This is a genomic window from Polaromonas sp. YR568 (genome assembly GCF_900116715.1).
Classification (GTDB): Bacteria; Pseudomonadota; Gammaproteobacteria; order Burkholderiales; family Burkholderiaceae_C; genus Polaromonas.
Genome location: NZ_FPBM01000001.1, coordinates 193,045 through 213,657, shown reverse-complemented (window position 1 = coordinate 213,657; position 20,613 = coordinate 193,045). Strand labels below are relative to the sequence as shown.

Sequence of the window (20,613 nt, the reverse complement as noted above, 5' to 3'; positions counted from 1 at the left end):
GGTCAGCGTGGTGGGGCAAGGCAAGCAATGGGGGAGGGCCGTCAGTGCGCAAGGTGCAGGCCGCATTCGCGGTTGTCTTCGCCCTTGGTAGGGTCCACATAGTCGAAGTTGTTGGGCAGGCCGTTGATTTCGCAGTACTGGTACAGGTCTTTGGACGACCAGTGCAGCAGCGGCGCGACTTTGATCAGGCCGTCGGGGTTGACGCTGACCGGGTCCATCTGGGCGCGCACCGCAGTGTCGGTGGCCCGCAAGGCCGTGAACCAGACCTGGGGCGCGGTTTCACGCAGGGCGCGGGCAAACGGCTCGAGTTTGACTTCTTCAGTGAAGGCCGCATGGCGCGGATCGTCCAGCGCCGGGGTCGGGCCTTCCACGGCCTCGCGGTGCGCGCGGGAGCGCCGCGGCAGGTAAATATGCAGGTCCAGCTTGAGCAGCTTTGTCACTTCGTCGGCGAAGCGGTAGGTGGCCTCGGTGTTGTAGCCGTTGTCCATCCAGACCACGGGAACGCCGGGATTGGCGCGCGTCACCATGTGCAATATCACTGCCTCGAAGGGTCGGAAATTGGTGGTGACGATGGCGGGCCGGCCCAGTCCCACGGCCCAGCTCACCAGGCCCTGTGCGTTGTGGCCGAGTTCTGCGTTGATTTTTGCAAGGTCGAGGCTCATGGTGTTCAGGCGGCAGCCGCTTCCTTGAAATGGGGTTGCACGTCTACCGCGTCGCCCTGGTATTTGCCCGCTGCATAGCCCGGGTAGCTGCTCAGCACACGCTGGGCAACGGCCAGATCCTGGTCGGCACGCAGCACGGCGGTATCAAAACCGCTGCGCTCCATCTGGGCCAGCTGGTCCACCAGCACGTCGCCGGTGGCGCGGATTTCACCCTTGAATTCGCGGCGGCGGCGCAGCAAAAAAGCCTGGCTATAAGCACGGCCGTCGGTGAACTTCGGGAAGTGCAGGTCGATGCGCGACACGCCGTCAAGCGTGACTTCGAAGGGATCGGCATCGTTTGCCAGCACCAGGGTGCCGGCTTGGTCGGCGCCGCTTTGTTCGCTGAAAGGCAGTAATTTCATGGTGATTCCTTTCAGTGTTCAGTGCGCGACGGTGTTGGGGGCAAAGCGCGCAGCCTTGGCGGCGGCTTTGTACGGCTCGATGCCGACGCGGCGGAAGGTGGCGATGAAGGTCTCGCCGTCTTCGCGCAGCTGGCGGTAGGTTTCAAGCACGGCTTCAATGACTTCAGGCACTTCGGCGCCTGTAAACGACGGGCCCACCACTTTGCCGGGCACTGAAGCGCCGCTCAGCGTGGAGCCGTCGGAGCCGCCCAGCGACACCTGGTACCACTCCAGGCCGTCCTTGTCGACGCCCAGGATGCCGATGTGGCCGCTGTGGTGATGGCCGCAGGAGTTGATGCAGCCGCTGATGTGCAGGTCGATCTCTCCCAGGTCATGCAACTCGTCCATGTCCTGGTAGCGCTCGGTAATCGCCTCGGCGATCGGGATGGAGCGCGCATTGGCCAGCGAGCAGAAGTCGCCGCCGGGGCAGGCGATCATGTCCGTCAGCAGATGAATGTTGGGCTTGGCAAAACCGGCCTTGCGGGCGGCGCGCCAGAGCTCAGGCAGTTCGTCGCAACGCACCCAGGGCAGCAGCAGGTTCTGGTCGTGCGTCACACGCACTTCACCGGCGCTGAACTGGTCGGCCAGGTCGGCGGCAATGTCGAGCTGGTCGGCGGTGGCGTCGCCGGGCGCCTGGCCCAGGCGCTTGAACGACAGGGTCACGGCGCGCAGGTCGGGGTTCTGGTGTGGTGCCACATTGCGTTGCAGCCAGCGGCCGAACTCCACATCGTCTTCGGCGGCGGCGCGCAGGATGTTGGCGATCTTGACGTCCGCGCTCTTGCGGTCGCAATTGAGTGTGGGCGGCACGAAAGACGCCGTCACCCGGTCCAGCTCGGCCTGGGTGATGGTGTGCGGCGCGCCGTCGTGTTCAATGATTTGCTTGTACTCGGCTTCGACATCGTCGATATAGCGCTGGCCTTCGGCCTTCACCAGAATCTTGATGCGGGCCTTGTAGATGTTGTCGCGGCGTCCGTAGCGGTTGTAAACGCGCACCACGGCTTCCAGGAAATTCATGATCTGGTTCCAGGGCAGGAACTCGCGGATCACGGTGCCGATCACCGGCGTGCGGCCCATGCCGCCACCCACCAGCACCTTGAAGCCCAGCTCGCCCTCGGCGTTGCGGATCAGGTGCAGGCCGACGTCGTGCCAGGCTGTGGCGGCGCGGTCTTCGCGGGCGCCGCTGATGGCGATCTTGAACTTGCGGGGCAGGAAGGCGAACTCGGGGTGCAGCGTGCTCCACTGGCGCAGGATTTCGCCAAAGGGGCGCGGGTCGGCAATCTCGTCGACGGCGATGCCGGCGCGCTCGTCGCTGGTGATGTTGCGGATGCAGTTGCCGCTGGTCTGGATGCCGTGCATGCTGACACTTGCCAGCAGGTCCATCACTTCGGCAGATTTGTCGAGCGGAATCCAGTTGTACTGGACGTTCTGGCGCGTCGTGAAGTGGGCGTAGCCGGTGGTCAGCTTGGAGCTGACCGACAGGCCATTTTTCAGATTGACGGGGCCGAGCTTGTCTTGTTTGGCCTGCGCCTCATGGAACAGCGCGGCATTGGGCTGGTCGTATTCACGGGCGATTTTGGCCAGCACGCGCACTTGCGCGCTGGAGAGCTCGCCATAAGGCACGGCCACGCGCAGCATGGGCGCGTAGCGCTGCACATACCAGCCGTTTTGCAGGCGCAGTGGGCGGAACTCATCTTCCGGCAACTGGCCGGCCTGCCAGCGGGTCAGCTGGTCACGGTATTGGTTGGCGCGGGCTTTGACAAACTCTCGGTCAAATTCTGTGTATTGGTACATGGCTGTCGGGACTCAAACTTCGTGGGGATTTTTATAAAGGGAGCGGGTTCAGATCGGCTTAGATCGAAATTAGTTTCACGCCGGCATAGGCCAGCAGCACGGACAAAAGCGAACGGATCACGCGGTCAGGGGTTTTGTGCACCAGGTGCGAACCCAGCCAGATGCCGGGCAGCGAGCCTGCCAGCAGCTTGACCAGCAAAGGCCAGTCGACCGAACCGATGGACGCGTGGCCCAAGCCCGCCACCAGCGTCAGCGGCACGGCGTGGGCAATGTCGGCCGCCACGATGCGCGGCAGCGGCAGGGTGGGGTAGAGCAGCATCAGCACGATCACGCCGATGGCGCCCGCACCGACGGACGTCAGCGTGACCAGCGTGCCGATGACCGCGCCAAACAACACCGGCAGCGCCCAGTGGCGCGCGCGCGTGGCCTGGCTGATCTGTTCAGGCGCGATGGTGGTGGGGGCATCCTTGCCGCGCAGCACCTTGTAGAGCGTGGCGCCGGCCGTCAACAGCAGCGCCAGGCCCAGCGTGGTGGTCATGATGGCCTGAGTGCCCGGGTTGGCGGGCCCCATGCGTTGCAACATATAGAGAGTAGCCAGGGCCGCCGGAATGCTGCCTGCGGCCGTTTGCCCGACGATCTTCCAGTCAACCACCCGGGCGCGCGCCAGGCTGACGGTGCCGCCCATTTTGGTGAAGGCCGCAAAGAGCAGGTCCGTACCGATGGCGAGGTGCGGTTTGACGCCGAAAAAGAAGATCAGCAGCGGCGTCGTCAGCGAGCCGCCGCCCACGCCGGTCAGTCCCACCACCAGGCCGACAGCAAACCCGGCAAATACAAAGGCAAAGTCATGCATAGCCGGAAAATGTAAATGTGCTGCTTATAAAAACAAACTACACATTTGTTCCACCGTTATCCGGATAAGCTTATTCGCGAGAATTCATGCGGGTTTCCAGAGGATTTGAGGTCAAGTCTGTTTAAGCTGGTTGCCCATTAGCCATAACATCCCCCCCGTATTCACAATGCGCTGGTACAGTCCCTGCTTTTCCCGCCTGACGCACTGAGTGCTTGTCAGCCCGGTGGACCGAATCGCTTACTTTCTGGAGAAAATCGTGAAATTTACGAAATCTGCCCTGCTGGGCGGTTTGTTGCTTGCATCCGCGGCAGGTCTGGCGCTGGCGCAGGGGGGCGCAAAGGCCCCCATCAAGATCGGCGAAATCAACAGCTATTCAACGATTCCCCAGTTCACCCAGCCTTACCGCCAGGGCTGGCAGCTGGCGGTTGAAGAGATCAATGTCGCCGGCGGCTTGCTGGGCCGCAAGGTCGAAGTCATCGCGCGCGACGACGCCGGCAAGCCTGAAGAAGCCTTGCGTCACGCCATTGAGCTGACCTCCAAAGAGAAGGTCGATGTCCTGGCCGGCGGGTTTTTGTCCAATGTCGGTCTGGCCCTGGCCGACCATGCCCAGAAGAACAAAAGGGTGTTCATCGCCAGCGAGCCGCTGACCGACGCCCTGATCTGGGACAAAGGCAACCGCTATACCTTCCGCCTGCGCCCCGGCACCTATATGCAGGCCGCCATGCTGGTGGAAGAAGCCGCCAAGATGCCCGCCAAACGCTGGGCCGTGATTGCACCCAACTACGAATACGGCACCAGCGCCGCGGCGGCCTTCAAGGAGCTGCTCAAGGCCAAGCGCCCCGACGTGGAGTTTGTCGGCGAGCAATGGCCCGCCCTCGGCAAGCTCGAAGCCGGCACGACGCTGCAGGCCATCATGCAAACCAAACCCGATGCCATCTTCAACGTGACCTTCGGCGCCGACCTGGCCAAGCTGGTGCGTGAAGGCAACCAGCGCGGCATTTTCCCCAGGGTGCCTGTGGTGTCGCTGCTCTCGGGCGAGCCTGAATACCTCGACGTGCTCAAAGACGAAACACCCAAGGGCTGGATCGTCACCGGCTACCCCTGGGACCAGATCGACTCGCGCGAGCACGCCAGCTTTGCCGCCAACTACTACCGCCGCTTCAGCGAATACCCCAAGGTCGGCTCTGTGGTGGGTTACGCGACCATGCAGGCGATTTTTGCCGCGATCAAGAAAGCCAACTCCACCGACAACGAAAAGCTGGTGTTGGCATTGCGCGGCCTGAAGTTCTCCACGCCCTTCGGTCCGGCCGAGTTCCGCGCCATCGACCACCAGTCCACCATGGGCGCCTATGTCGGCAAGCTGGACCTGCGCGGCAACAAGGGCACGATGGTGCAGTGGCGTTATGCCGACGGCAAGGCCTATTTGCCTGGCGACGCTTATGTCAAGGCCCGGCGGCCGGCAGAGGCCATGAAGTGACCTTTTGACAACGCAGGCAGGGATTTCGTTGGAATGGGCATGCGGAATCCCCGCATAATCGTGCCCAAATGACGAATACGGGTGGCGAGGCTGTCAAGCGGATTTTTGTAAAAGTGTTTGGGTTCGATGACGCGGAGCGTCACACCCTGAACACGGTATTCCGCCTTTCCGAAACCCAGCCGACCGCCTATGCGCTCTGGACGCCTTCAGCGCCCGAAGACGCCGACATCGCCCTCATCGACGGCGACAGCTGGGAGGCGGCGCTGGAGCTGGCCAACCCCGCCCACGACCACCTCAAACTCATCTGGATAGGCAGCAACGCCCCCGACAGGGCTATTTTGGTGTTCAGGCGCCCCCTGCAGTGGGCCGCCGTGGTCGAGGGCATGGACAAGCTGCTGGCGCGGGCGGTATTGGGCGCCGCAGCGGGAGATGTCGATCTTGACCTGGATCTGCTGTCCGAATCAACGGCGCTGCTGGATCTGGACCTTGATGTGGACGCCGAGGCGCCCACCGCACCATCGCCGCTTGATACCCTGCCGCCCGAGGCCGAGCAAGCGCGCGTGCTGGTGGTCGAGAGCGACCTGGGCGCGCGCCTCTATCTGCGCGCCCGGCTGGCCATGGCCCGCCTGACGCAAGTCGACGAAGCGGCCACCGGCGTCGAAGCGCTCAAGCTGATGCAGGCGCAGCCCTACAAGCTGGTGATACTCGACATGGAGATGCCCGACATCGAACACCGGGAAATGCTCAAGCGGATCGGGGCGGTGCGTCCGGCCCCTGAGTTCCTGATCCTGACGGGGAGCAAGCTGTCACCAGCCGATGCGATACGCGGCTGGTTTGCCGGCGCGCGCGGCAGCCTGCGCAAGCCCCTGCATCCCGGAAAGCTCAAGCGGCTCTTGCGCAGCGTCAACGCGGGCTGAGCCCAGCCTTAACCGGGCATCTGCGCTCGGTTGCTCTGCTATTGATTTAGTAGCTGCTTATGCCCACCCCTAATGGCTGGGGAACCTGTTTGGGCCTAAATTCCGGCAACCGTTTGCGGCTTTAGCGCATCGGCCAGGCGCTGCTCAACGGGCAACGGCTCGGCGTGCAGCCGGGCGGCCAGCAACTCACCGCACAGCGCCGCAAACGTCAGGCCGCGCGAACCCATCCCGCTGCACACCCACAAGCCATGCTCCGTTGTGCCGATCGTTCCCAGCGCGGGCAACCGGCTTGGCGTGGCGCAGCGCACACCGGCCCAGGCCTGGATCTGGCCTGTTTCAAACTTTTCAAGCAGCACGCCGGCCGCCTGCGGCAGCAATGTTTGCAGCCTCTCCAGGTTGTGCCGGTTATCGCCGGCGCGTATCTCGGGCTGCGGATTGTCCCTTTCAAAGCTGGCTCCCGTCAGCCAGGCCGTGCCCCCGCCAGGCGCGGGCACCGCAGGCGCCAGGCTGCCAAGGCCGTTCACGGGGAAGGGCGGCAGCGCATCGGCCAAGCCCGGCTCATGCGGGCCCCAGGTCACCTGGCCGCGAATGGCTTGCAAGGCCAGGTCTGTGCCGCGATCAGCGCTGGTGGCCAGCGCGCGGCTGCCATAGCCTGCCGCCAGCACCACCAGCTCAGCCGTGGCCAGTTCGCGGCCCTCTGCGTCCAGCACCCGCCACCCGCCGGTTGCGCGCTCCAGCTTGCTGGCCGCGCACCGGCCGCGCCATTGCACGCCCGGCGTGGCCAGCCAGGCATTGACCAGGCCGGCCGGTCTGATCCAGCCCGACCGCGCATGCCACAGCGCAGGCGCTTCAGGCGGCAGGCTGCATTGCGCCAGTTGCACGGCGCTGGCCGGCCGTGACCAGTCGGCGGCCGCATCGGCCCAATCGCTGTGCCAGGTGTCAGGCAGCTTGCGCGGGTGCTCCACACAATGCTCCAGCACGCCCGTGGGCGCCCAGTCGCTGCCGGGCTGCAGCAGGGCTTCGGCTTGCTGCAGCGTGGCCCGGATACCGCCGCGAGACAGGCGCGACAAGACGTTGTCGTCAGGCGAGACGTGGGGTGCCAGCAGGCCGGCGGGCAGGCCGGACGCACCCGCCGCAGGCGCCTCACCAGCATCCAGCACCGTCACTTGCCAGCCGCGGCGCGCCAGGCTGGCCGCCACGGCCGCACCGGCCAGGCCCGCGCCAATCACCACGCAGCTTGAAGGCGCGCGGCGCGCGGGTGGCAACTGCGCTCGTTTGGGCTCCCAGGCCGGGTTGAACTCGCCCTGCAGGTTGTCGCGCTTGGGCGGTATGCCCGGCACCTTGTTCACCACAAAACCGCATTGCGCCAGCGCGTCGCGCACGCTACGGGCGATCGTCCAGGTGGCGATGCGCGTGCCGCGCCGGCAGCAGCGCGCTACAGCCTTGAAGGTGTGCAAGTCCCAGATGTCCGGGTTGCGCTGCGGGCTGAAGCCGTCCAGGTACACCGAATCGGCCTCAAACGACTGCTCTCGCAGCACGGCCTTGGTGTCGCCTATGCAGAGGGTCAGCAAAACCTGCCCGCCCTCAAACACCAGGCGGTGAAAGCCCGGCAGCAGGCCCCACAACTGGCGCTGCAGCTCTTCGGCGAAGGGAATCAGTTCAGGATGCGTCTGGGCGCCGCGCAGCACATCTGCCGCGCTGGCCGGAAAAGCTTCGGTCGAGACGAAATGCAGCAGGCGGGGGCGCTGCGGGTCGGCCTTCCAGGCGGCCCAGGTCACCAGAAAATTCAGGCCCAGGCCGAAGCCGGTTTCCAGCACCGTCCATTGCGGCTGGCCGCTCCAGGCCTCGGGCAGGCCGCAGCCTTTAAGAAAGACTTCACGCGCCTGGTCGAGCCCACCCAGCTCGCTGCGGTAGCGGTCGCCAAAGCGCGGGCTGAAGGGGCTGCCGCCGGCGGTGCCGTCGTCCAGCCACTCGATGCGCTCGGGCATGCCGTCAGGTCAAGGCGTGGGGGTCGTGGGAGGAACGTAGCCCTGAACAGCGTCGGCACCGTCGCCGAAGAAGTGCTTTTCCATCTGGCGGGCCAGGTACTGGCGAGCGCGGGCGTCGGCCAGGTTCAGCCGGTTTTCATTGACCAGCATGGTTTGCTGCTTCATCCACTCAGCCCAGGCTTCCTTGCTGACTTGCTCCCACAGGCGCTTGCCCAGCGGGCCGGGGTAGGGCGGAAAGTCCAGGCCTTCGGCTTCTTTACCGAGCTTGATGCAATTGACGAGGCGTGCCATGGCGGGGTTCTTTCTGTATCGGGGGGTCTAAAGGGTCTAAGGATGTTTACAGAATAAAGAACTGAGTTTTTATTCGTTCCAGTTTTCTAAGGCTGCTTCCAGAATCCATTTTGTCCGCATTTACACGCATTTTTCCTGGAAAAGAGAGCAACCATGACTTCACGCCGCAACTTTATCAATGTTTCCACCCGCATGGCCGCCGCCCTGGGTTTGGGTTTGACGCTGGCAGGGTCACTGCTGACGGCCCAAGCCCAGCAGCCGCCCGTCACTTTGCTCAACGTGTCTTATGACCCGACCCGCGAGCTCTATGTGGAATACAACGCCGCCTTTGCCAAATACTGGAAAGCCAAGACCGGCCAGGACGTGACCATCAAGCAGTCGCACGGCGGCTCCGGCAAACAGGCCCGCTCCATCATTGACGGGCTGGACGCCGATGTGGCCACGCTCGCACTGGCCGGCGACACCGACGCGCTGGTCAAAAACGGCGGCTGGCTTTCGGCCGACTGGCAAAAGAAGCTGCCGCACAACTCGTCTCCCTACACCTCGACCATCGTGCTGGCCGTGCGCCAGGGCAACCCCAAGGGCATCAAGGACTGGGATGATCTGGTCAAACCCGGCATCAATGTGATCACACCCAACCCCAAGACCTCGGGCGGCGCCCGCTGGAACTACCTGGCCGCCTGGGAATTCGCCAAACGCAAGTACGGCAGCGACGCCAAGGCCAAAGAGTTTGTCGCCAAGCTGTACGGCAATGTCTCGGTGCTGGACACCGGCGCCCGCGGCTCCACCATTACCTTTGCGCAGCGCGCCCAGGGTGACGTGCTGATCGCCTGGGAAAACGAAGCGTATTTGCTCGAAAAGGAATTCGGCGCCAAGTTTGACGTGGTCGCGCCTTCGTTGAGCATTCTGGCCGAGCCCGCCGTCGCCGTGGTCGACAAGAACGTAGATAAAAAGGGCACCCGCGCGATCTCCGAGGAATACCTGAAGTACCTCTACTCCGAAGAAGGCCAGGACATTGCCGGCAAAAACTTCTACCGCCCGGCCGTCTCGCAAAAAGCGATTGCCAAGTACGCCAAGCAGTTCCCCAAGCTGAACCTGTTCACCATCGACCAGGCCTTCGGCGGCTGGACCAAGGCTGACAAGGAACACTTCGCCGACGGCGGCTCCTTCGACCAAATCTACACCAAGAAATAACACCCCCCCGAAGCGGCCTTTGGCCGCCTCCCCCCAGGGGGCGCCCGCTGCGGCCCGGCTAAGCCGGTTCCGCGCCGGCACTGGGATCAGAGAGCTGTCACACCGCGCTTGGTTATCCAAGACACATCAGGGAACTCTAGAAAATGTCCGCGCAACAATCCGTTTTATTGATTGCCGGCAGCCCGTCCGAGCAGTCGCGCTCGTCGGCGCTGCTCGATTCGATCAGCCACAGGCTGGCCCTGCGGGGCGGCCTGGTGGTCGACCGCCTGAATATCCGCGAGCTGCCGGCGCAGCCGCTGCTGCTGGCTGAATGGGGGCACCCGGCCATCGTCAAGGCGATTGACCAGATCGCGCGGGCGAAAGCCATCGTAGTGGCCACGCCGGTCTACAAGGCGGCCTACAGCGGCCTGCTCAAGGTGCTGCTCGATTTGCTGCCGCAAAGCGCGCTCAAAGAAAAGACCGTGCTGCCACTGGCCACCGGCGGCAGCCCGCATCACATGCTGGCGCTGGATTACGCCTTGCGCCCTGTGCTGCAGGCGCTGGCCGCCCGTCACATCCTGCCGGGTGTCTACGCCACCGATTCACAAGTGCCGCAGGCTGCCGACAAACGTTATGAAGTCGGCCCCGAGATCACCGTGCGTCTTGATGACGCAGTGCTCACACTGCTGGCCGAAAGTTTTCGCCTGCCTCCTCCGACGACGGGCTTTGAGCCTGTGCATTTCTCCCGCGTGCGATGTAGCGTTTAACACCGCGCCCCGGGCTGCCGTGCAGCCCGGACCCTGACCCCAAACGCAGATTTTGAAACCGCCTCGCAGGCGGCCGGGGAGAGGCTTTGCCCATTACGGCGCAGCCACCCGGAAGACCACCGAACAAGGACATGACCATGACCATCGCTTCCGATTACGCATCGAACACCGAGCCGAGTTTTTCATCCGGCATTCCAGAGCGGCCACCATCAAAGGCGCGCATCTGGTTCGACCTCATCCTGAGCCTGGTGCTGGTCGGCCTGCTGGCCGGCCTCATCACCTTGCTGACGCTGCCCGTCGCCCATGCCCAGGAAAAAGTTGAACTGCGCATCGGCTACCAGAAGGCCGCCAGCCTCTTTGTGCTGCAAAAAGCCCAGGGCACCCTGGAAAAGCGCCTGCAGCCACTCAACGCCACCGTGAAATGGGTGGAGTTTCCAGCAGGCCCGCAACTGCTCGAAGGCCTGAACCTCGGCTCTGTCGATGTGGGTTATGTGGGTGAGGCGCCGCCCATCTTTGCGCAGGCCGCCGGCGCCAAGTTCGCCTACATCGGCTACGACCCGGCAGCGCCGGAGGCTGAAGCCATCCTGGTGCCCAAAGACTCCACCATCAAATCCGTGGCGGAGCTCAAAGGTAAAAAAGTCGTGCTCAACAAGGGCAGCAACGTTCACTACCTGCTGGTCAAGCTGCTTGAGAAAAACAATCTCAAACTCAGCGACATCCAGGTCGTCTACCTGGCCCCGGCCGATGCGCGTGCCGCCTTTGAAAGCAAAAACGTCGACGCCTGGGTGATCTGGGACCCGTTCACCGCCGCCGCTGAAAAAGCCATTGGCGCCCGTGTGCTGGCCGACGGCAAGGGCGTGGTCAACAACTACCAGTACTACCTGGCCGAGCGCAACTTCGTGAACAAGAACCCCAAAGTGATCCAGGCCCTGTTTGACGACTCGGTGGAGCGGGGCGTCTGGCTCAAGGCCAATATCAAGAAGGCCGCCGAGCTGATCGCGCCGCTGCAAAGCCTGCCGGTCGACGTGGTCGAGCTCAGCCTCAAGCGCTATGAATTCAACGTCAAGCCTGTGCCGGCCAGCGTGATCGCCGACCAGCAAAAACTGGCCGACACCTTTTTTGAACTGAAGCTGATTCCCAAGGCCATTGCCGTCAGCGAAGCCGCCTACAAACCGGCTCCTTGACCGTTCTGAGCGCCCTCATCAACGCCAAGGAACCACATCATGAACACCATCACACCGCTTCAGTTGCGACGCCGCTTCCTGCAGATCATCGCCACCACGGCCTCGCTGTGGGGCCTGGGCCTGCAGGGTGTAAAGGCCCAGCAAGCCACAGGCAAGACAGAAAAAGCGCCTGAGCAATTGCGCATCGGCTACCAGAAGTCCGCCGTCAACCTCGTTGTGCTCAAGCAAAAGAGCGTGCTCGAAAAGCGCTTTCCCAACACCAAAATCGTCTGGGCTGAATTTCCGGCCGGGCCGCAGCTGCTCGAAGCGCTTGCCGTGGGCAGCCTTGAATTCGGCCTCACCGGCGACTCACCGCCCGTGTTTGCACAGGCCGCCGGCAAAGACCTGGTTTACGTCGGCGTCGAGCCGCCCAAGCCCGACAGCTCGGCCATCCTGGTGCTGGGCGATTCGCCCATACGCAGCCTGGCGGAACTCAAAGGCAAAAAGATCGCGCTGCAAAAAGGCTCCAGCGCGCACTACCTGCTGGTGCGCGCGGTCGACAAGGCCGGCCTGAAGTGGGACGACATTCAGCCCATCTACCTGGCGCCTGCCGATGCGCGTGCCGCCTTTGAGCGCAAGAGCGTCGATGCCTGGGCCATCTGGGACCCGTTCTACGCCGCCATCGAACTCGCCATCAAGCCACGCGTGCTGGCCACCGGGCGCGATTTGTCGAGCAACAACTCCTTCTACCTGGCCTCGCGTCCCTTTGCCACCCAGCATGGGCAAACGCTGGCGGCGCTGTTTGAAGAGTTGACCCGCGCCGACGCGCTGGTGCAAAGCGACCGCAGGCAGGCCATCAAGCTGGTATCCGACTTCAGCGGCCTGGACGCCGGTGTTGTGAGCCTCTTTATCCAGCGCCGCCCGGTGTCGCCTGTCGGGCCGCTCAACGCCACCGCCATCGCAGACCAGCAGCGCGTGGCCGATGCCTTCCTGCGCCTGGGCCTGATCCCGCGAGCGGTGAAAGTCGCCGACATCGTGTGGCGGCCCGAAGCCACACAAGTAGCCCGCAAATAAGCGCGGCGCAGAGCCCACCACCCACTGTATTCAAGGAGTTTTCATGCAGGTTTTCTGGTTCATCCCCACCCACGGCGACAGCCGCTACCTTGGCACGGGCGAGGGCGCCCGTGAGGTCAACCACGACTACCTCAAGCAGGTGGCCCAGGCGGCAGACACGCTGGGTTATGAAGGCGTGCTGATTCCCACCGGCCGTTCATGCGAAGACCCCTGGGTGGTGGCCTCCAGCCTGCTGCCTGTCACCAAAAACCTCAAGTTCCTGGTGGCCGTGCGCCCCGGCCTGCACCAGCCCAGCCTGGCCGCGCGCATGGCCGCTACCTTTGACCGCCTCTCGGGCGGCCGCCTGTTGATCAACCTTGTCACCGGCGGCGACCAGACCGAACTGGAAGGCGACGGCGTCTACCTCGACCATGCGCAGCGCTACGAACAGTCGGCCGAGTTCATCCGCATCTGGCGCGAGATCATTTCGCGCAGCCACGCGGGCGAAAGTTATGACTACCAGGGCAAGCACCTGAGCGTGAAGGGCGCCAAGCTGCTCTACCCCTCGGTGCAAAAACCCTATCCGCCGGTGTACTTCGGCGGTTCGTCCGCTGCGGCGCATGACCTCGCCGCCGAGCAGGTCGACACCTACCTGACCTGGGGCGAGCCACCCGCCGAGGTTTCCAAGAAAGTCGCCGACGTGAAGGCGAGGGCGGCCAAACAGGGCCGCACCGTCAAATTCGGCATCCGCCTGCACGTCATCGTGCGCGAGACCGACGACGAGGCATGGCGCGCCGCCGAAAGCCTGATCAGCCGCCTGGACGATGACACCGTGGGCCGCGCACAAGCCGCGTTCTCGCGTATGGACTCCGAAGGCCAGCGCCGCATGGCCGCGCTGCATGCCGGTGGCGGCAAGCGCACGCGGGCTGAGCTTGAGATCAGCCCCAACCTCTGGGCCGGCGTCGGCCTGGTGCGTGGCGGCGCCGGGACCGCGCTGGTGGGCGACCCCAAAACCGTCGCAGCCCGCATCGAGGAATACGCCGCGCTGGGCCTGGACACCTTTGTGCTCTCGGGCTACCCGCATCTTGAAGAAGCCTACCGCTTCGCCGAGCTGGTGTTCCCGCTGCTGCCGCGCAAGCTGCGCCAGAAGCTGTCCGGCCAGGTGCTCAACGGCCCCTTCGGCGAGGTTGTGGCCAATGAATATTTGCCGCGCGTCTCGCAAAGCTGAACCCCCACAAAAGGATTCCCCATGACAGACCAGGTTCGTGAACTGCAAGTCACGCCACTGCCCGAAGCCGTCGATGCACCGGGGCTGGGCTTTTTGCCGCTCGGCAATGCCGGGCCGGCCCAGGTGGCGGCTTTTCTGCGCGATGTCGGCCAGCGGCTGCTGCCCTGGGTGGTGCCGGTCGGCCTGATTGCGCTCTGGCAAATCGCTTCTTCTTTGGGCTGGCTGTCGACCCGCGTGCTGCCCGCGCCTTCCGAAGTCCTCAAGGCCGCATGGACGCTGGCGGTCTCGGGTGAGCTGTGGACGCATGTAAAGGTCAGCGCCGGGCGCGCGCTGGCGGGTCTCGCCATAGGCGGCGGGCTGGGGCTGGTGTTTGGCCTGCTCACCGGTTCGGTCAGGTTTCTGGAGACCCTGCTGGACTCGACCATCCAGATGGTGCGCAACATCCCCGCGCTGGCGCTGATTCCGCTGGTTATTTTGTGGTTTGGCATTGACGAAACTGCCAAGCTCTTTTTGATCTCGGTGTCGGTCTTCTTCCCGATCTACATCAACACCTTTCACGGTATTCGCAATGTGGACCCGGGCCTGATCGAGATGGGCCGCACCTACGGCCTGTCGCGCTGGCAGCTATACCGCGAGGTCATCCTGCCCGGCGCGCTGTCGTCCATCCTCGTGGGCCTGCGCTTTTCGCTGGGCCTGATGTGGGTGATCCTCATCGTGGCGGAAACCATTTCGGCGCAGTCCGGCATCGGCTACCTGACGATGAACGCCCGTGAGTTTTTGCAGACCGATGTGGTGCTGGTCGGCATCCTGCTCTATGCGCTGCTGGGCAAGCTGGCCGACGTGTTTGCGCGCGGGTTGGAGCGTTACTGGCTGCGCTGGCACCCCGGCTACCAATCTGTCGCTGCCTGATCTGCTTGAGGAAACACCATGCTTCACCCCCAGGTTTCTTTTGAGTCGTCGCAAACCTATCTCGCGGCGGAGTCCGGGCGCGATGCCGGTCGCGATAGCGCGTCTGACACGCTGCCGCCGCAGGCACAGCCGTCCACACAAGATCGCGGCGTGCGCCTTGAGATTCGCGGCCTCTCCAAACGCTACGGCCAGCGCCAGGTGCTGCAACACACCGAGCTGGTCATCGAGCCCGGTGAGTTTGTCGCCATCGTCGGCCGCAGCGGCTGCGGCAAGTCCACCTTGCTGCGCCTGGTGGCGGGCCTGGAAGCCGCCACGCAAGGCAGCATCCGGCTCGATGGGCAAGATGTCACCGGCCTGCGCGAAGACACCCGCATCATGTTTCAGGATTCGCGGCTCCTGCCCTGGCGCCGCGTGATCGACAACGTGGCGCTGGGACTGGCGCGCGGCGCGCATGCCGCCGCGGCCAATGTGCTGGCGCAAGTGGGCCTGGGCGACCGGCAGCCCGACTGGCCGGCGCGCCTGTCAGGCGGGCAGCGCCAGCGCGTGTCGCTGGCCCGGGCCCTGGTGCACAACCCGCGCCTCTTGTTGCTTGACGAGCCGCTGGGCGCGCTGGACGCGCTCACCCGCATCGAGATGCACCAGCTGATTGAAGGCCTCTGGCAGCGCAACGGCTTCACCGCCTTGCTGGTCACGCACGACGTGCAGGAAGCCGTGGCGCTGGCCGACCGCGTGATCCTGATCGAGGACGGCCGCATCGCGCTGGACGAGCGGGTCAACATCACCAGGCCGCGCGAGCGCAGCAACCCGCTGTTCGGCCAGATCGAAAAGAAGATCCTCGACCGCGTGCTGCAGCAGCCCGGCGACGCCGCCGCTTCCACCGAGCCCGTGTGGCCGGGCACGCCCGCGCACGGCGTGCGCTGGGCGGTCTGAAACCTTCGCTTAGTAATTCACCGATTTTTTAACCAAGTTCCAGGAGAACCCCATGTCCATCCAAGCCATCAATGTCCGCAACCAGTTCCGCGGCAAGGTCAAAGAAATCATCCGCGGCGACGTGGTGTCCGAGCTCGACGTCGAAACGCCCTGGGGTATCGTCACCTCCGTCATCACCACGCGCTCCATCGACCAGCTCGAGCTGGCGGTGGGCAGCGAAGTGGTCGCGCTGGTCAAATCGACCGAAGTGTCCATCGCCAAGCTGTAACTTTCTTTCCGCAGCGGGTTGAAAGACGGAGGAGGGCGGTTTGCTACCAATAAAGTAGCAAACTCTCCCCGTGCTTAAAGAGATTGGGTCTTTTTTCGCCTGAATTTTGGAGTTTTGCCACCCCTGCCGGCCCCGCAAAACCCCGGGCAGAGGTGAGGTGAAGGGACGCCCCCTCACTTTTGCGGTAAAATAGGCCTCCAACCCACGGCAGACAAGCGTCACCAGCTATAAAAAATATAGCGCCCGGGGCTGATCCAGGCTAGGCCCGCACGGGCCTGGTTGCCGCCGCAAGGCCGGTGTCCTGGGCCCGCACGACGCTTGATTTTGGGGAAGGAAGCCCCAAATTCACTGCATGAACGCCACCCATCCTCATCCTCATAAAACCGACCTGACGGTCACCCACGTGCTGGCCGAGTTGCTGGAACGGCTGGAGCACAGCGCTGTGCCGGTCGGCCCCGAGCAATACCGCTCCGTGGTGCTGCATTTGCTCGATGAGCTGGGCGACGTGGAGCCGGGGACCGCGCTGGGCGCTTTGCTGGACACCCATCCGGCAGCCGCCGAGCTGTATGAAAACGTGAACTACCAGTACGCGGGCCTGTGCCGCTCAGAGCTGGACGCCTCGCTCGCCGCCGAGCAGCAGGCCAAAGCGGCCATTGAAAAGGCCAAGAAACCCATCAACCCCCAACTGAAGGAAGACCCCAACCATGGCAAGAGCTGACGCCAAAACCGCCGTACTCGCTGACGGCCTGCGCTACAAGTCCAAGGTGTCGGGCTCGCCGTTTGCAGCCACCACGTCTTTTGGCGCCGCCACCATGTCGTGTTTCATGTGCGGCAAACACCGTGCCCGCTCCCTCATGGGCACCCGCAAGGTTCTGGGCAAGTCCCAGGCCGTGTGCTCGCCCTCCTGCAAGGCGCTCGACGAAGCCCTCGAGAACGCCGCCAACCAGAGCTGATCAAGCGATCTGCTCACAAACAAAGGCCGCCTTGTGCGGCCTTTGTTCTTTTTGCAGGGGCCGCGCTGCGGGCTTTGCTTACCTTTTGCCTGGCCGCTGTCTTGATCACGGCACACCCCGGGCGCATACTGTGTTTGCAAACGCACAGTTGAAAGGTGACTTCCATGGCCTCCCAGCCCACGCCGGACCCCATCCTCGAGCCTGACGAGGCCGTAGACCACATCCGCGGCCGCCAGTCCGCCCCGGTCACCGTCGTTGAGTACGGCGACTTTGAATGCCCCTCGTGCTTTCAGGCCCACGCGGCGCTGAAGATCATGCTGCCGCACTTCGACAAGCAGCTGCGCTTTGTTTTCAGGCACTTCCCGCTGCGCGAAATACACCCCCATGCCGAGATGGCCGCGGAAGCCGCCGAGGCGGCCGGTGCGCAGGGCAAGTTCTGGCCCATGTATGAGCTGCTCTTCGCCCACCAGCAGCACCTCAAAGACAAACACCTGCTCGACTACGCCGCGCAAGTCGGCCTGGACATGGCGCGCTACCAGAACGAAATCAGCGACCACGTCTACCTGCAGCGCGTGCAGGAGCACATGCAAAGCGGCCGCCACCTGGGCGTGCGCTCAACGCCGGCGTTCTACGTCAATGGCGTGTTCTGTGATGTGTCGTTTGGCCTGCAGCACCTGCATGAGGCCATCGACAAGGTGCTGGCTGGCCAGCAGGCTTAACCCTTAACCATCCACCGGTTGCAAGGGCGTCACCAGCGTCTTCTGCAAAAACGCCAGGTCCAGCCAGCGGCCAAACTTGAAAGCCGCCTGCTTGATCGTGCCGCTGTGCTCAAAGCCCAGGCGCTTGTGCAGCTCGATGCTGGCGCTGTTGCTCAGGTCAATCGCGCCGACCAGCACATGCATGCCTTGCTCCTCTGCCTTGGCCACAATCGCCTCCAGCAGCTTGCGCCCCAGGCCCTGGCCGCGGCTGTCTTTTTCAATATAGACAGAGTGCTCCACCGTGTACTTGTACGCAGGGAAGGCGCGAAACGTCCCGTAGCTCGCAAAGCCCAGCAGCTTGCCGCTGTCGTCCTCCAGCCCGATCACTGGAAAATTGTTCGCCCGCTTGGTGGCAAACCAGGTCACCATGCTTTCGGGTGTGCGCGGTTTGTAGTCATACAGCGCGGTGGAGTTGGCAATGGCCTCGTTAAAGATGGCGAGGATCTGGCCGGCGTGGCGCTCTTCGGTGCAGGTGACGGGGTGCATGGGGAATTCTGTGGACGGATGGAGGATGTTGCTACGCCCGCTGGTTTCAGGCACCAGCGGGCGCAGCGCGTGCAGGTATTTTGCCGTGTATCAGCCAGCCGCCGCGGAGCCGGGCAGGGCGCCGGCCTGCGCTGCCTTCGCTGCGTTATGCGCGCGTATGCGCCGCGCCTGCAACACCGCACCAATGATGTAGAGCAGCAAGAGCACGCCTGTGGCGGCTTTCAACTCCGGCGCCTCGGCATTGGGCAGCAGTGGCGCACCCAGCGGCAGCCGTGTCGATGTTTCGGTGATCGCCGGGATCATGTGGAACAAAAAGGTGATCGAGTAGCTCAGCGTCTCGACATAAGGTGAGGCGCGGCCCAGCACCTTGGTATTGCCCGCCACCCAGGCAATGCCAAGCACCAGCAGCGTGATGACGCCCAGCGCATGCGGCTTGCCGAAGCCGCCATGCTGGAAGATGCCAAAGCCCGTGAGGCAGGTCAGGATGGTCGTCCAGATATAGACCTTGCCCAGTGTGGACGCGGCGAGGATTTCCTTGTCGCGAAAGAAGGCGATCAGCGCCGCCGCGACGGCCACCAGGCTGATGGCGGTATGAATGACACCCAGATACGTTAAACCGTAGATCATCGGAATCTCCTTGCGCCCTGCCATACCAGGGCCGTGGGGTTGTTGTAGAAGCTGACGTTCATGCAAAGCAAACGCCATGCCGCGCCGATTGTGGCGCGCCCGGGCGGTTTCGGCTACCGTCTTGGGGATGGGTGCCGCTGCGGCCCGATAATCGGTAGCAACACGTGGCGGCAGCACGCCAGGCCCTAAACCAAAGTACTCATGAAAAAAACGTTCCAGCTCAAAGTCGAAGGCAAGAACCGCGAGCGCCTGCTCGAAGCCGCCAAACACGACATCCGTAAATACTTCAAACGCGAACGTGCCAAGGCCTTGCCCAAGGGCGTGGACTTCTGGGACTTCGACTGCAAGTCAGGCTACAGCCAGGACTCGGCGGCCGCGGTGCCGGAAGCCGGTCTCATCAAGTCGATCGACGAGATCGTCAAAGACGGCGGTGAGCAGTTTTATGTGGAAGTGCTGGCCAAGCCCGGGGTGAAAGCACCCAGGCCTCAAGGTGAAGGTGACGACGGCTTTGATGACGGCGAATAAGGCATGCGCAGACTCTTTGCAATTCTGCTGATAACAGCCTTCGCTGCCTCCGCGAATGCGCAGCCAAGTCTTGTCGGTCAATGGAAGTCTGATGCCAATCTCAGCATGCGCTTCAATTCAGAGCGCTCAAAGCTTGAAAACAAGACGACCCTGTTTCTGTCGCAGCTCATGGGCCATCTGACAATTACCTTCACGGCAAAGGCCGTTACTTTCGATATGCCAACTATTGAGACGGAAACCTCAGAGAGTCGAAAGAGCCCGTTGGTGGGTTCTCGCGAAACACATCCTTATCGTGTGCTTGGCGCGACATCGGATGCGGTGGCAGTCAAATCGGTAGAACCGGTGACCGGCAGGGATGCCATCACCGTTTATAACTTTGTGGGGCCAGACACGATGTGGGTGTACTCAGGAGGCACGGAGAGCACGCCCAGTTCTCATCTTCGGGAATACTTCGTGCGGGTGAAGCCCAAGAATGTGCCTAAGGCGGATATGCCTCAAGGCACGCATCCTTAAAGCCTGGTAGCTACAGGATGAGATCTGCGTGCGGATCTATTGTGAATACCCAGGTGAGGATCAACGCCCCATGGACAGAGACCCGGAAGCCCCCCAAGACCCTTATCCAGACACCGTCCGGCAAGGCGACGTGTTCTGGATAGAAGCCGACCCTTCACGCGGCGCCATCCCCGGCTCCCCGCATCCCCACGTCGTTGTGCAAGACGACCTTTTCAACCGCTCCCGCATCAGCACCGTGGTCGTCTGCGCGCTCACCTCCAACCTCAACCGCGCCACCGAGCCGGGCAATGTGTTGCTCGAGCCTGGTGAAGGCAGCCTGGAAAAGCAGAGCGTGGTGGTGGTCTCTCAAGTCTCCAGCGTCTACAAAACGCGCCTGGGCGAACACATCGGCACGCTGTCGGGTGAACGGGTTCAGCAGATACTCACCGGCATGCGGTTTCTGCAGGCCTCATTTCACCGCCGCTGACTTTTAACCTGGGGCATTTATGAAACGCTGTTCATGGTGGGTCATCGTAGGTTTTGCGCTTCTGGTGCTCACGCTGGTGGGCTTGGGCGCGGGTGAGTGGTACGCGAGAAATTTCATTCCCGACACCCCGGTCAGGACGGACGGGAAATTCATTCATTCACCGCGAAGCGACGCGCTGCTGTCAATATGGCTGCTTTCAACGGCGGCGCTCGTACTCTCGGCTTTCACCAGCGTGATCGGCTTGTTCATCGGCCCCAGAACGCGCGCTTGCCTGCTGGCAGGGCTCGCGGCCCCGCTGCTGCTTTGCCTGGTGCTCGCCACGCCGTCGATCGTGAGCATCGTGCAGCAAGTCAAACGCGCGCTCTGACCTGACGCACA

The 20,613-nt window shown here is 63.3% G+C and carries 25 protein-coding genes; 17 read left to right on the top strand and 8 right to left on the bottom strand.

The annotated features are described in order from the left end of the window. Positions 1 to 41: 41 nt before the first annotated feature. Genes BM408_RS01005 through BM408_RS00990 form a run of 4 tightly spaced genes read right to left on the bottom strand, consistent with a single transcriptional unit; the run spans position 42 to position 3,743 of the window. The gene (locus tag BM408_RS01005) at positions 42 to 662 is read right to left on the bottom strand and encodes a phosphoadenosine phosphosulfate reductase domain-containing protein (RefSeq protein ID WP_092126043.1); all 621 of its coding nucleotides are present in this window, start codon (positions 660 to 662) and stop codon (positions 42 to 44) included. Positions 663 to 667: 5 nt separating this feature from the next. Continuing rightward, entirely contained in the window at positions 668 to 1,063 is a 396-nt protein-coding gene (locus BM408_RS01000) for a DUF934 domain-containing protein (RefSeq protein ID WP_092126041.1), read from the bottom strand. Between the two features lie 18 nt (positions 1,064 to 1,081). Beyond that, positions 1,082 to 2,893, bottom strand: coding sequence for a nitrite/sulfite reductase (locus BM408_RS00995; RefSeq protein WP_092126039.1), 1,812 nt, complete (start codon positions 2,891 to 2,893; stop codon positions 1,082 to 1,084). Positions 2,894 to 2,951: 58 nt separating this feature from the next. Beyond that, positions 2,952 to 3,743, bottom strand: a complete 792-nt coding sequence (locus tag BM408_RS00990) for a sulfite exporter TauE/SafE family protein (protein WP_092126038.1) — start codon at positions 3,741 to 3,743, stop codon at positions 2,952 to 2,954. A gap of 256 nt (positions 3,744 to 3,999) precedes the next feature. Here BM408_RS00990 and BM408_RS00985 point away from each other — a divergent pair, with 256 nt between their 5' ends. Together BM408_RS00985 and BM408_RS00980 are read left to right on the top strand one after the other, a co-directional pair. After that, positions 4,000 to 5,220: an ABC transporter substrate-binding protein gene (locus BM408_RS00985; protein WP_092127212.1), complete on the top strand. Its 1,221-nt coding sequence runs from the start codon at positions 4,000 to 4,002 to the stop codon at positions 5,218 to 5,220. 68 nt (positions 5,221 to 5,288) lie between these two features. After that, on the top strand, positions 5,289 to 6,137 hold the full coding sequence (locus BM408_RS00980) for a response regulator (RefSeq protein WP_092126036.1): 849 nt from the start codon (positions 5,289 to 5,291) through the stop codon (positions 6,135 to 6,137). Between the two features lie 95 nt (positions 6,138 to 6,232). Here the strand turns inward: BM408_RS00980 and mnmC are convergent, their stop codons facing one another. Beyond that, positions 6,233 to 8,125, bottom strand: a complete 1,893-nt coding sequence (gene mnmC, locus BM408_RS00975) for a bifunctional tRNA (5-methylaminomethyl-2-thiouridine)(34)-methyltransferase MnmC2/FAD-dependent 5-carboxymethylaminomethyl-2-thiouridine(34) oxidoreductase MnmC1 (RefSeq protein WP_092126034.1) — start codon at positions 8,123 to 8,125, stop codon at positions 6,233 to 6,235. A 9-nt stretch (positions 8,126 to 8,134) separates the two neighbouring features. Further along, complete coding sequence (locus tag BM408_RS00970; RefSeq protein WP_092126032.1) at positions 8,135 to 8,416, bottom strand: oxidative damage protection protein; 282 nt, start codon at positions 8,414 to 8,416, stop codon at positions 8,135 to 8,137. A 153-nt stretch (positions 8,417 to 8,569) separates the two neighbouring features. Here BM408_RS00970 and BM408_RS00965 point away from each other — a divergent pair, with 153 nt between their 5' ends. From BM408_RS00965 to BM408_RS00915, 11 genes are all read left to right on the top strand, one after another. Then, a complete protein-coding gene (locus BM408_RS00965) occupies positions 8,570 to 9,610 on the top strand; it encodes a sulfate ABC transporter substrate-binding protein (RefSeq protein ID WP_092126030.1) in 1,041 nt (346 codons plus the stop codon). Positions 9,611 to 9,753: 143 nt separating this feature from the next. Further along, entirely contained in the window at positions 9,754 to 10,356 is a 603-nt protein-coding gene (ssuE, locus tag BM408_RS00960; RefSeq protein WP_092126028.1) for an NADPH-dependent FMN reductase, read from the top strand. A gap of 137 nt (positions 10,357 to 10,493) precedes the next feature. After that, a complete protein-coding gene (locus BM408_RS00955; RefSeq protein ID WP_092126026.1) occupies positions 10,494 to 11,540 on the top strand; it encodes a sulfonate ABC transporter substrate-binding protein in 1,047 nt (348 codons plus the stop codon). A 39-nt stretch (positions 11,541 to 11,579) separates the two neighbouring features. Continuing rightward, positions 11,580 to 12,593 (top strand): aliphatic sulfonate ABC transporter substrate-binding protein, encoded by a 1,014-nt coding sequence (locus BM408_RS00950; RefSeq protein ID WP_092126024.1) that lies wholly within the window; start codon positions 11,580 to 11,582, stop codon positions 12,591 to 12,593. A 43-nt stretch (positions 12,594 to 12,636) separates the two neighbouring features. Next, positions 12,637 to 13,800, top strand: coding sequence for an FMNH2-dependent alkanesulfonate monooxygenase (gene ssuD / locus BM408_RS00945; RefSeq protein ID WP_092126022.1), 1,164 nt, complete (start codon positions 12,637 to 12,639; stop codon positions 13,798 to 13,800). 21 nt (positions 13,801 to 13,821) lie between these two features. Next, entirely contained in the window at positions 13,822 to 14,709 is an 888-nt protein-coding gene (gene ssuC / locus BM408_RS00940) for an aliphatic sulfonate ABC transporter permease SsuC (RefSeq protein WP_092126020.1), read from the top strand. A gap of 18 nt (positions 14,710 to 14,727) precedes the next feature. Next, positions 14,728 to 15,639 carry an ATP-binding cassette domain-containing protein gene (locus BM408_RS00935; protein ID WP_092126018.1) on the top strand — a complete coding sequence of 304 codons (912 nt, stop codon included), beginning with the start codon at positions 14,728 to 14,730 and terminating at the stop codon, positions 15,637 to 15,639. Between the two features lie 52 nt (positions 15,640 to 15,691). Beyond that, positions 15,692 to 15,907, top strand: a complete 216-nt coding sequence (locus BM408_RS00930) for a TOBE domain-containing protein (RefSeq protein ID WP_092126016.1) — start codon at positions 15,692 to 15,694, stop codon at positions 15,905 to 15,907. A 352-nt stretch (positions 15,908 to 16,259) separates the two neighbouring features. Next, positions 16,260 to 16,625 carry a hypothetical protein gene (locus BM408_RS00925; protein WP_092126014.1) on the top strand — a complete coding sequence of 122 codons (366 nt, stop codon included), beginning with the start codon at positions 16,260 to 16,262 and terminating at the stop codon, positions 16,623 to 16,625. Continuing rightward, positions 16,612 to 16,860, top strand: a complete 249-nt coding sequence (locus BM408_RS00920) for a hypothetical protein (RefSeq protein WP_092126012.1) — start codon at positions 16,612 to 16,614, stop codon at positions 16,858 to 16,860. The genes BM408_RS00925 and BM408_RS00920 overlap by 14 nt, the downstream gene beginning before the upstream one ends. 164 nt (positions 16,861 to 17,024) lie before the next feature. Next, on the top strand, positions 17,025 to 17,579 hold the full coding sequence (locus tag BM408_RS00915) for a DsbA family protein (protein ID WP_092126010.1): 555 nt from the start codon (positions 17,025 to 17,027) through the stop codon (positions 17,577 to 17,579). A 3-nt stretch (positions 17,580 to 17,582) separates the two neighbouring features. Here the strand turns inward: BM408_RS00915 and BM408_RS00910 are convergent, their stop codons facing one another. Beyond that, positions 17,583 to 18,104, bottom strand: a complete 522-nt coding sequence (locus BM408_RS00910) for a GNAT family N-acetyltransferase (protein ID WP_092126008.1) — start codon at positions 18,102 to 18,104, stop codon at positions 17,583 to 17,585. Between the two features lie 90 nt (positions 18,105 to 18,194). Next, a complete protein-coding gene (locus BM408_RS00905; protein ID WP_092126006.1) occupies positions 18,195 to 18,731 on the bottom strand; it encodes a hypothetical protein in 537 nt (178 codons plus the stop codon). 201 nt (positions 18,732 to 18,932) lie between these two features. Between BM408_RS00905 and BM408_RS00900 the strand changes: the two genes are divergently transcribed. The 4 genes from BM408_RS00900 (at position 18,933) to BM408_RS00885 (ending at position 20,602) form a co-directional block, all read left to right on the top strand. Beyond that, the gene (locus tag BM408_RS00900; protein WP_092126004.1) at positions 18,933 to 19,256 is read left to right on the top strand and encodes a DUF6172 family protein; all 324 of its coding nucleotides are present in this window, start codon (positions 18,933 to 18,935) and stop codon (positions 19,254 to 19,256) included. Positions 19,257 to 19,259: 3 nt separating this feature from the next. Continuing rightward, positions 19,260 to 19,769, top strand: a complete 510-nt coding sequence (locus BM408_RS00895; protein WP_092126002.1) for a hypothetical protein — start codon at positions 19,260 to 19,262, stop codon at positions 19,767 to 19,769. A gap of 70 nt (positions 19,770 to 19,839) precedes the next feature. Next, the gene (locus BM408_RS00890; RefSeq protein WP_092126000.1) at positions 19,840 to 20,235 is read left to right on the top strand and encodes a type II toxin-antitoxin system PemK/MazF family toxin; all 396 of its coding nucleotides are present in this window, start codon (positions 19,840 to 19,842) and stop codon (positions 20,233 to 20,235) included. Positions 20,236 to 20,254: 19 nt separating this feature from the next. Continuing rightward, complete coding sequence (locus tag BM408_RS00885; RefSeq protein ID WP_092125998.1) at positions 20,255 to 20,602, top strand: hypothetical protein; 348 nt, start codon at positions 20,255 to 20,257, stop codon at positions 20,600 to 20,602. Positions 20,603 to 20,613: the final 11 nt, after the last annotated feature.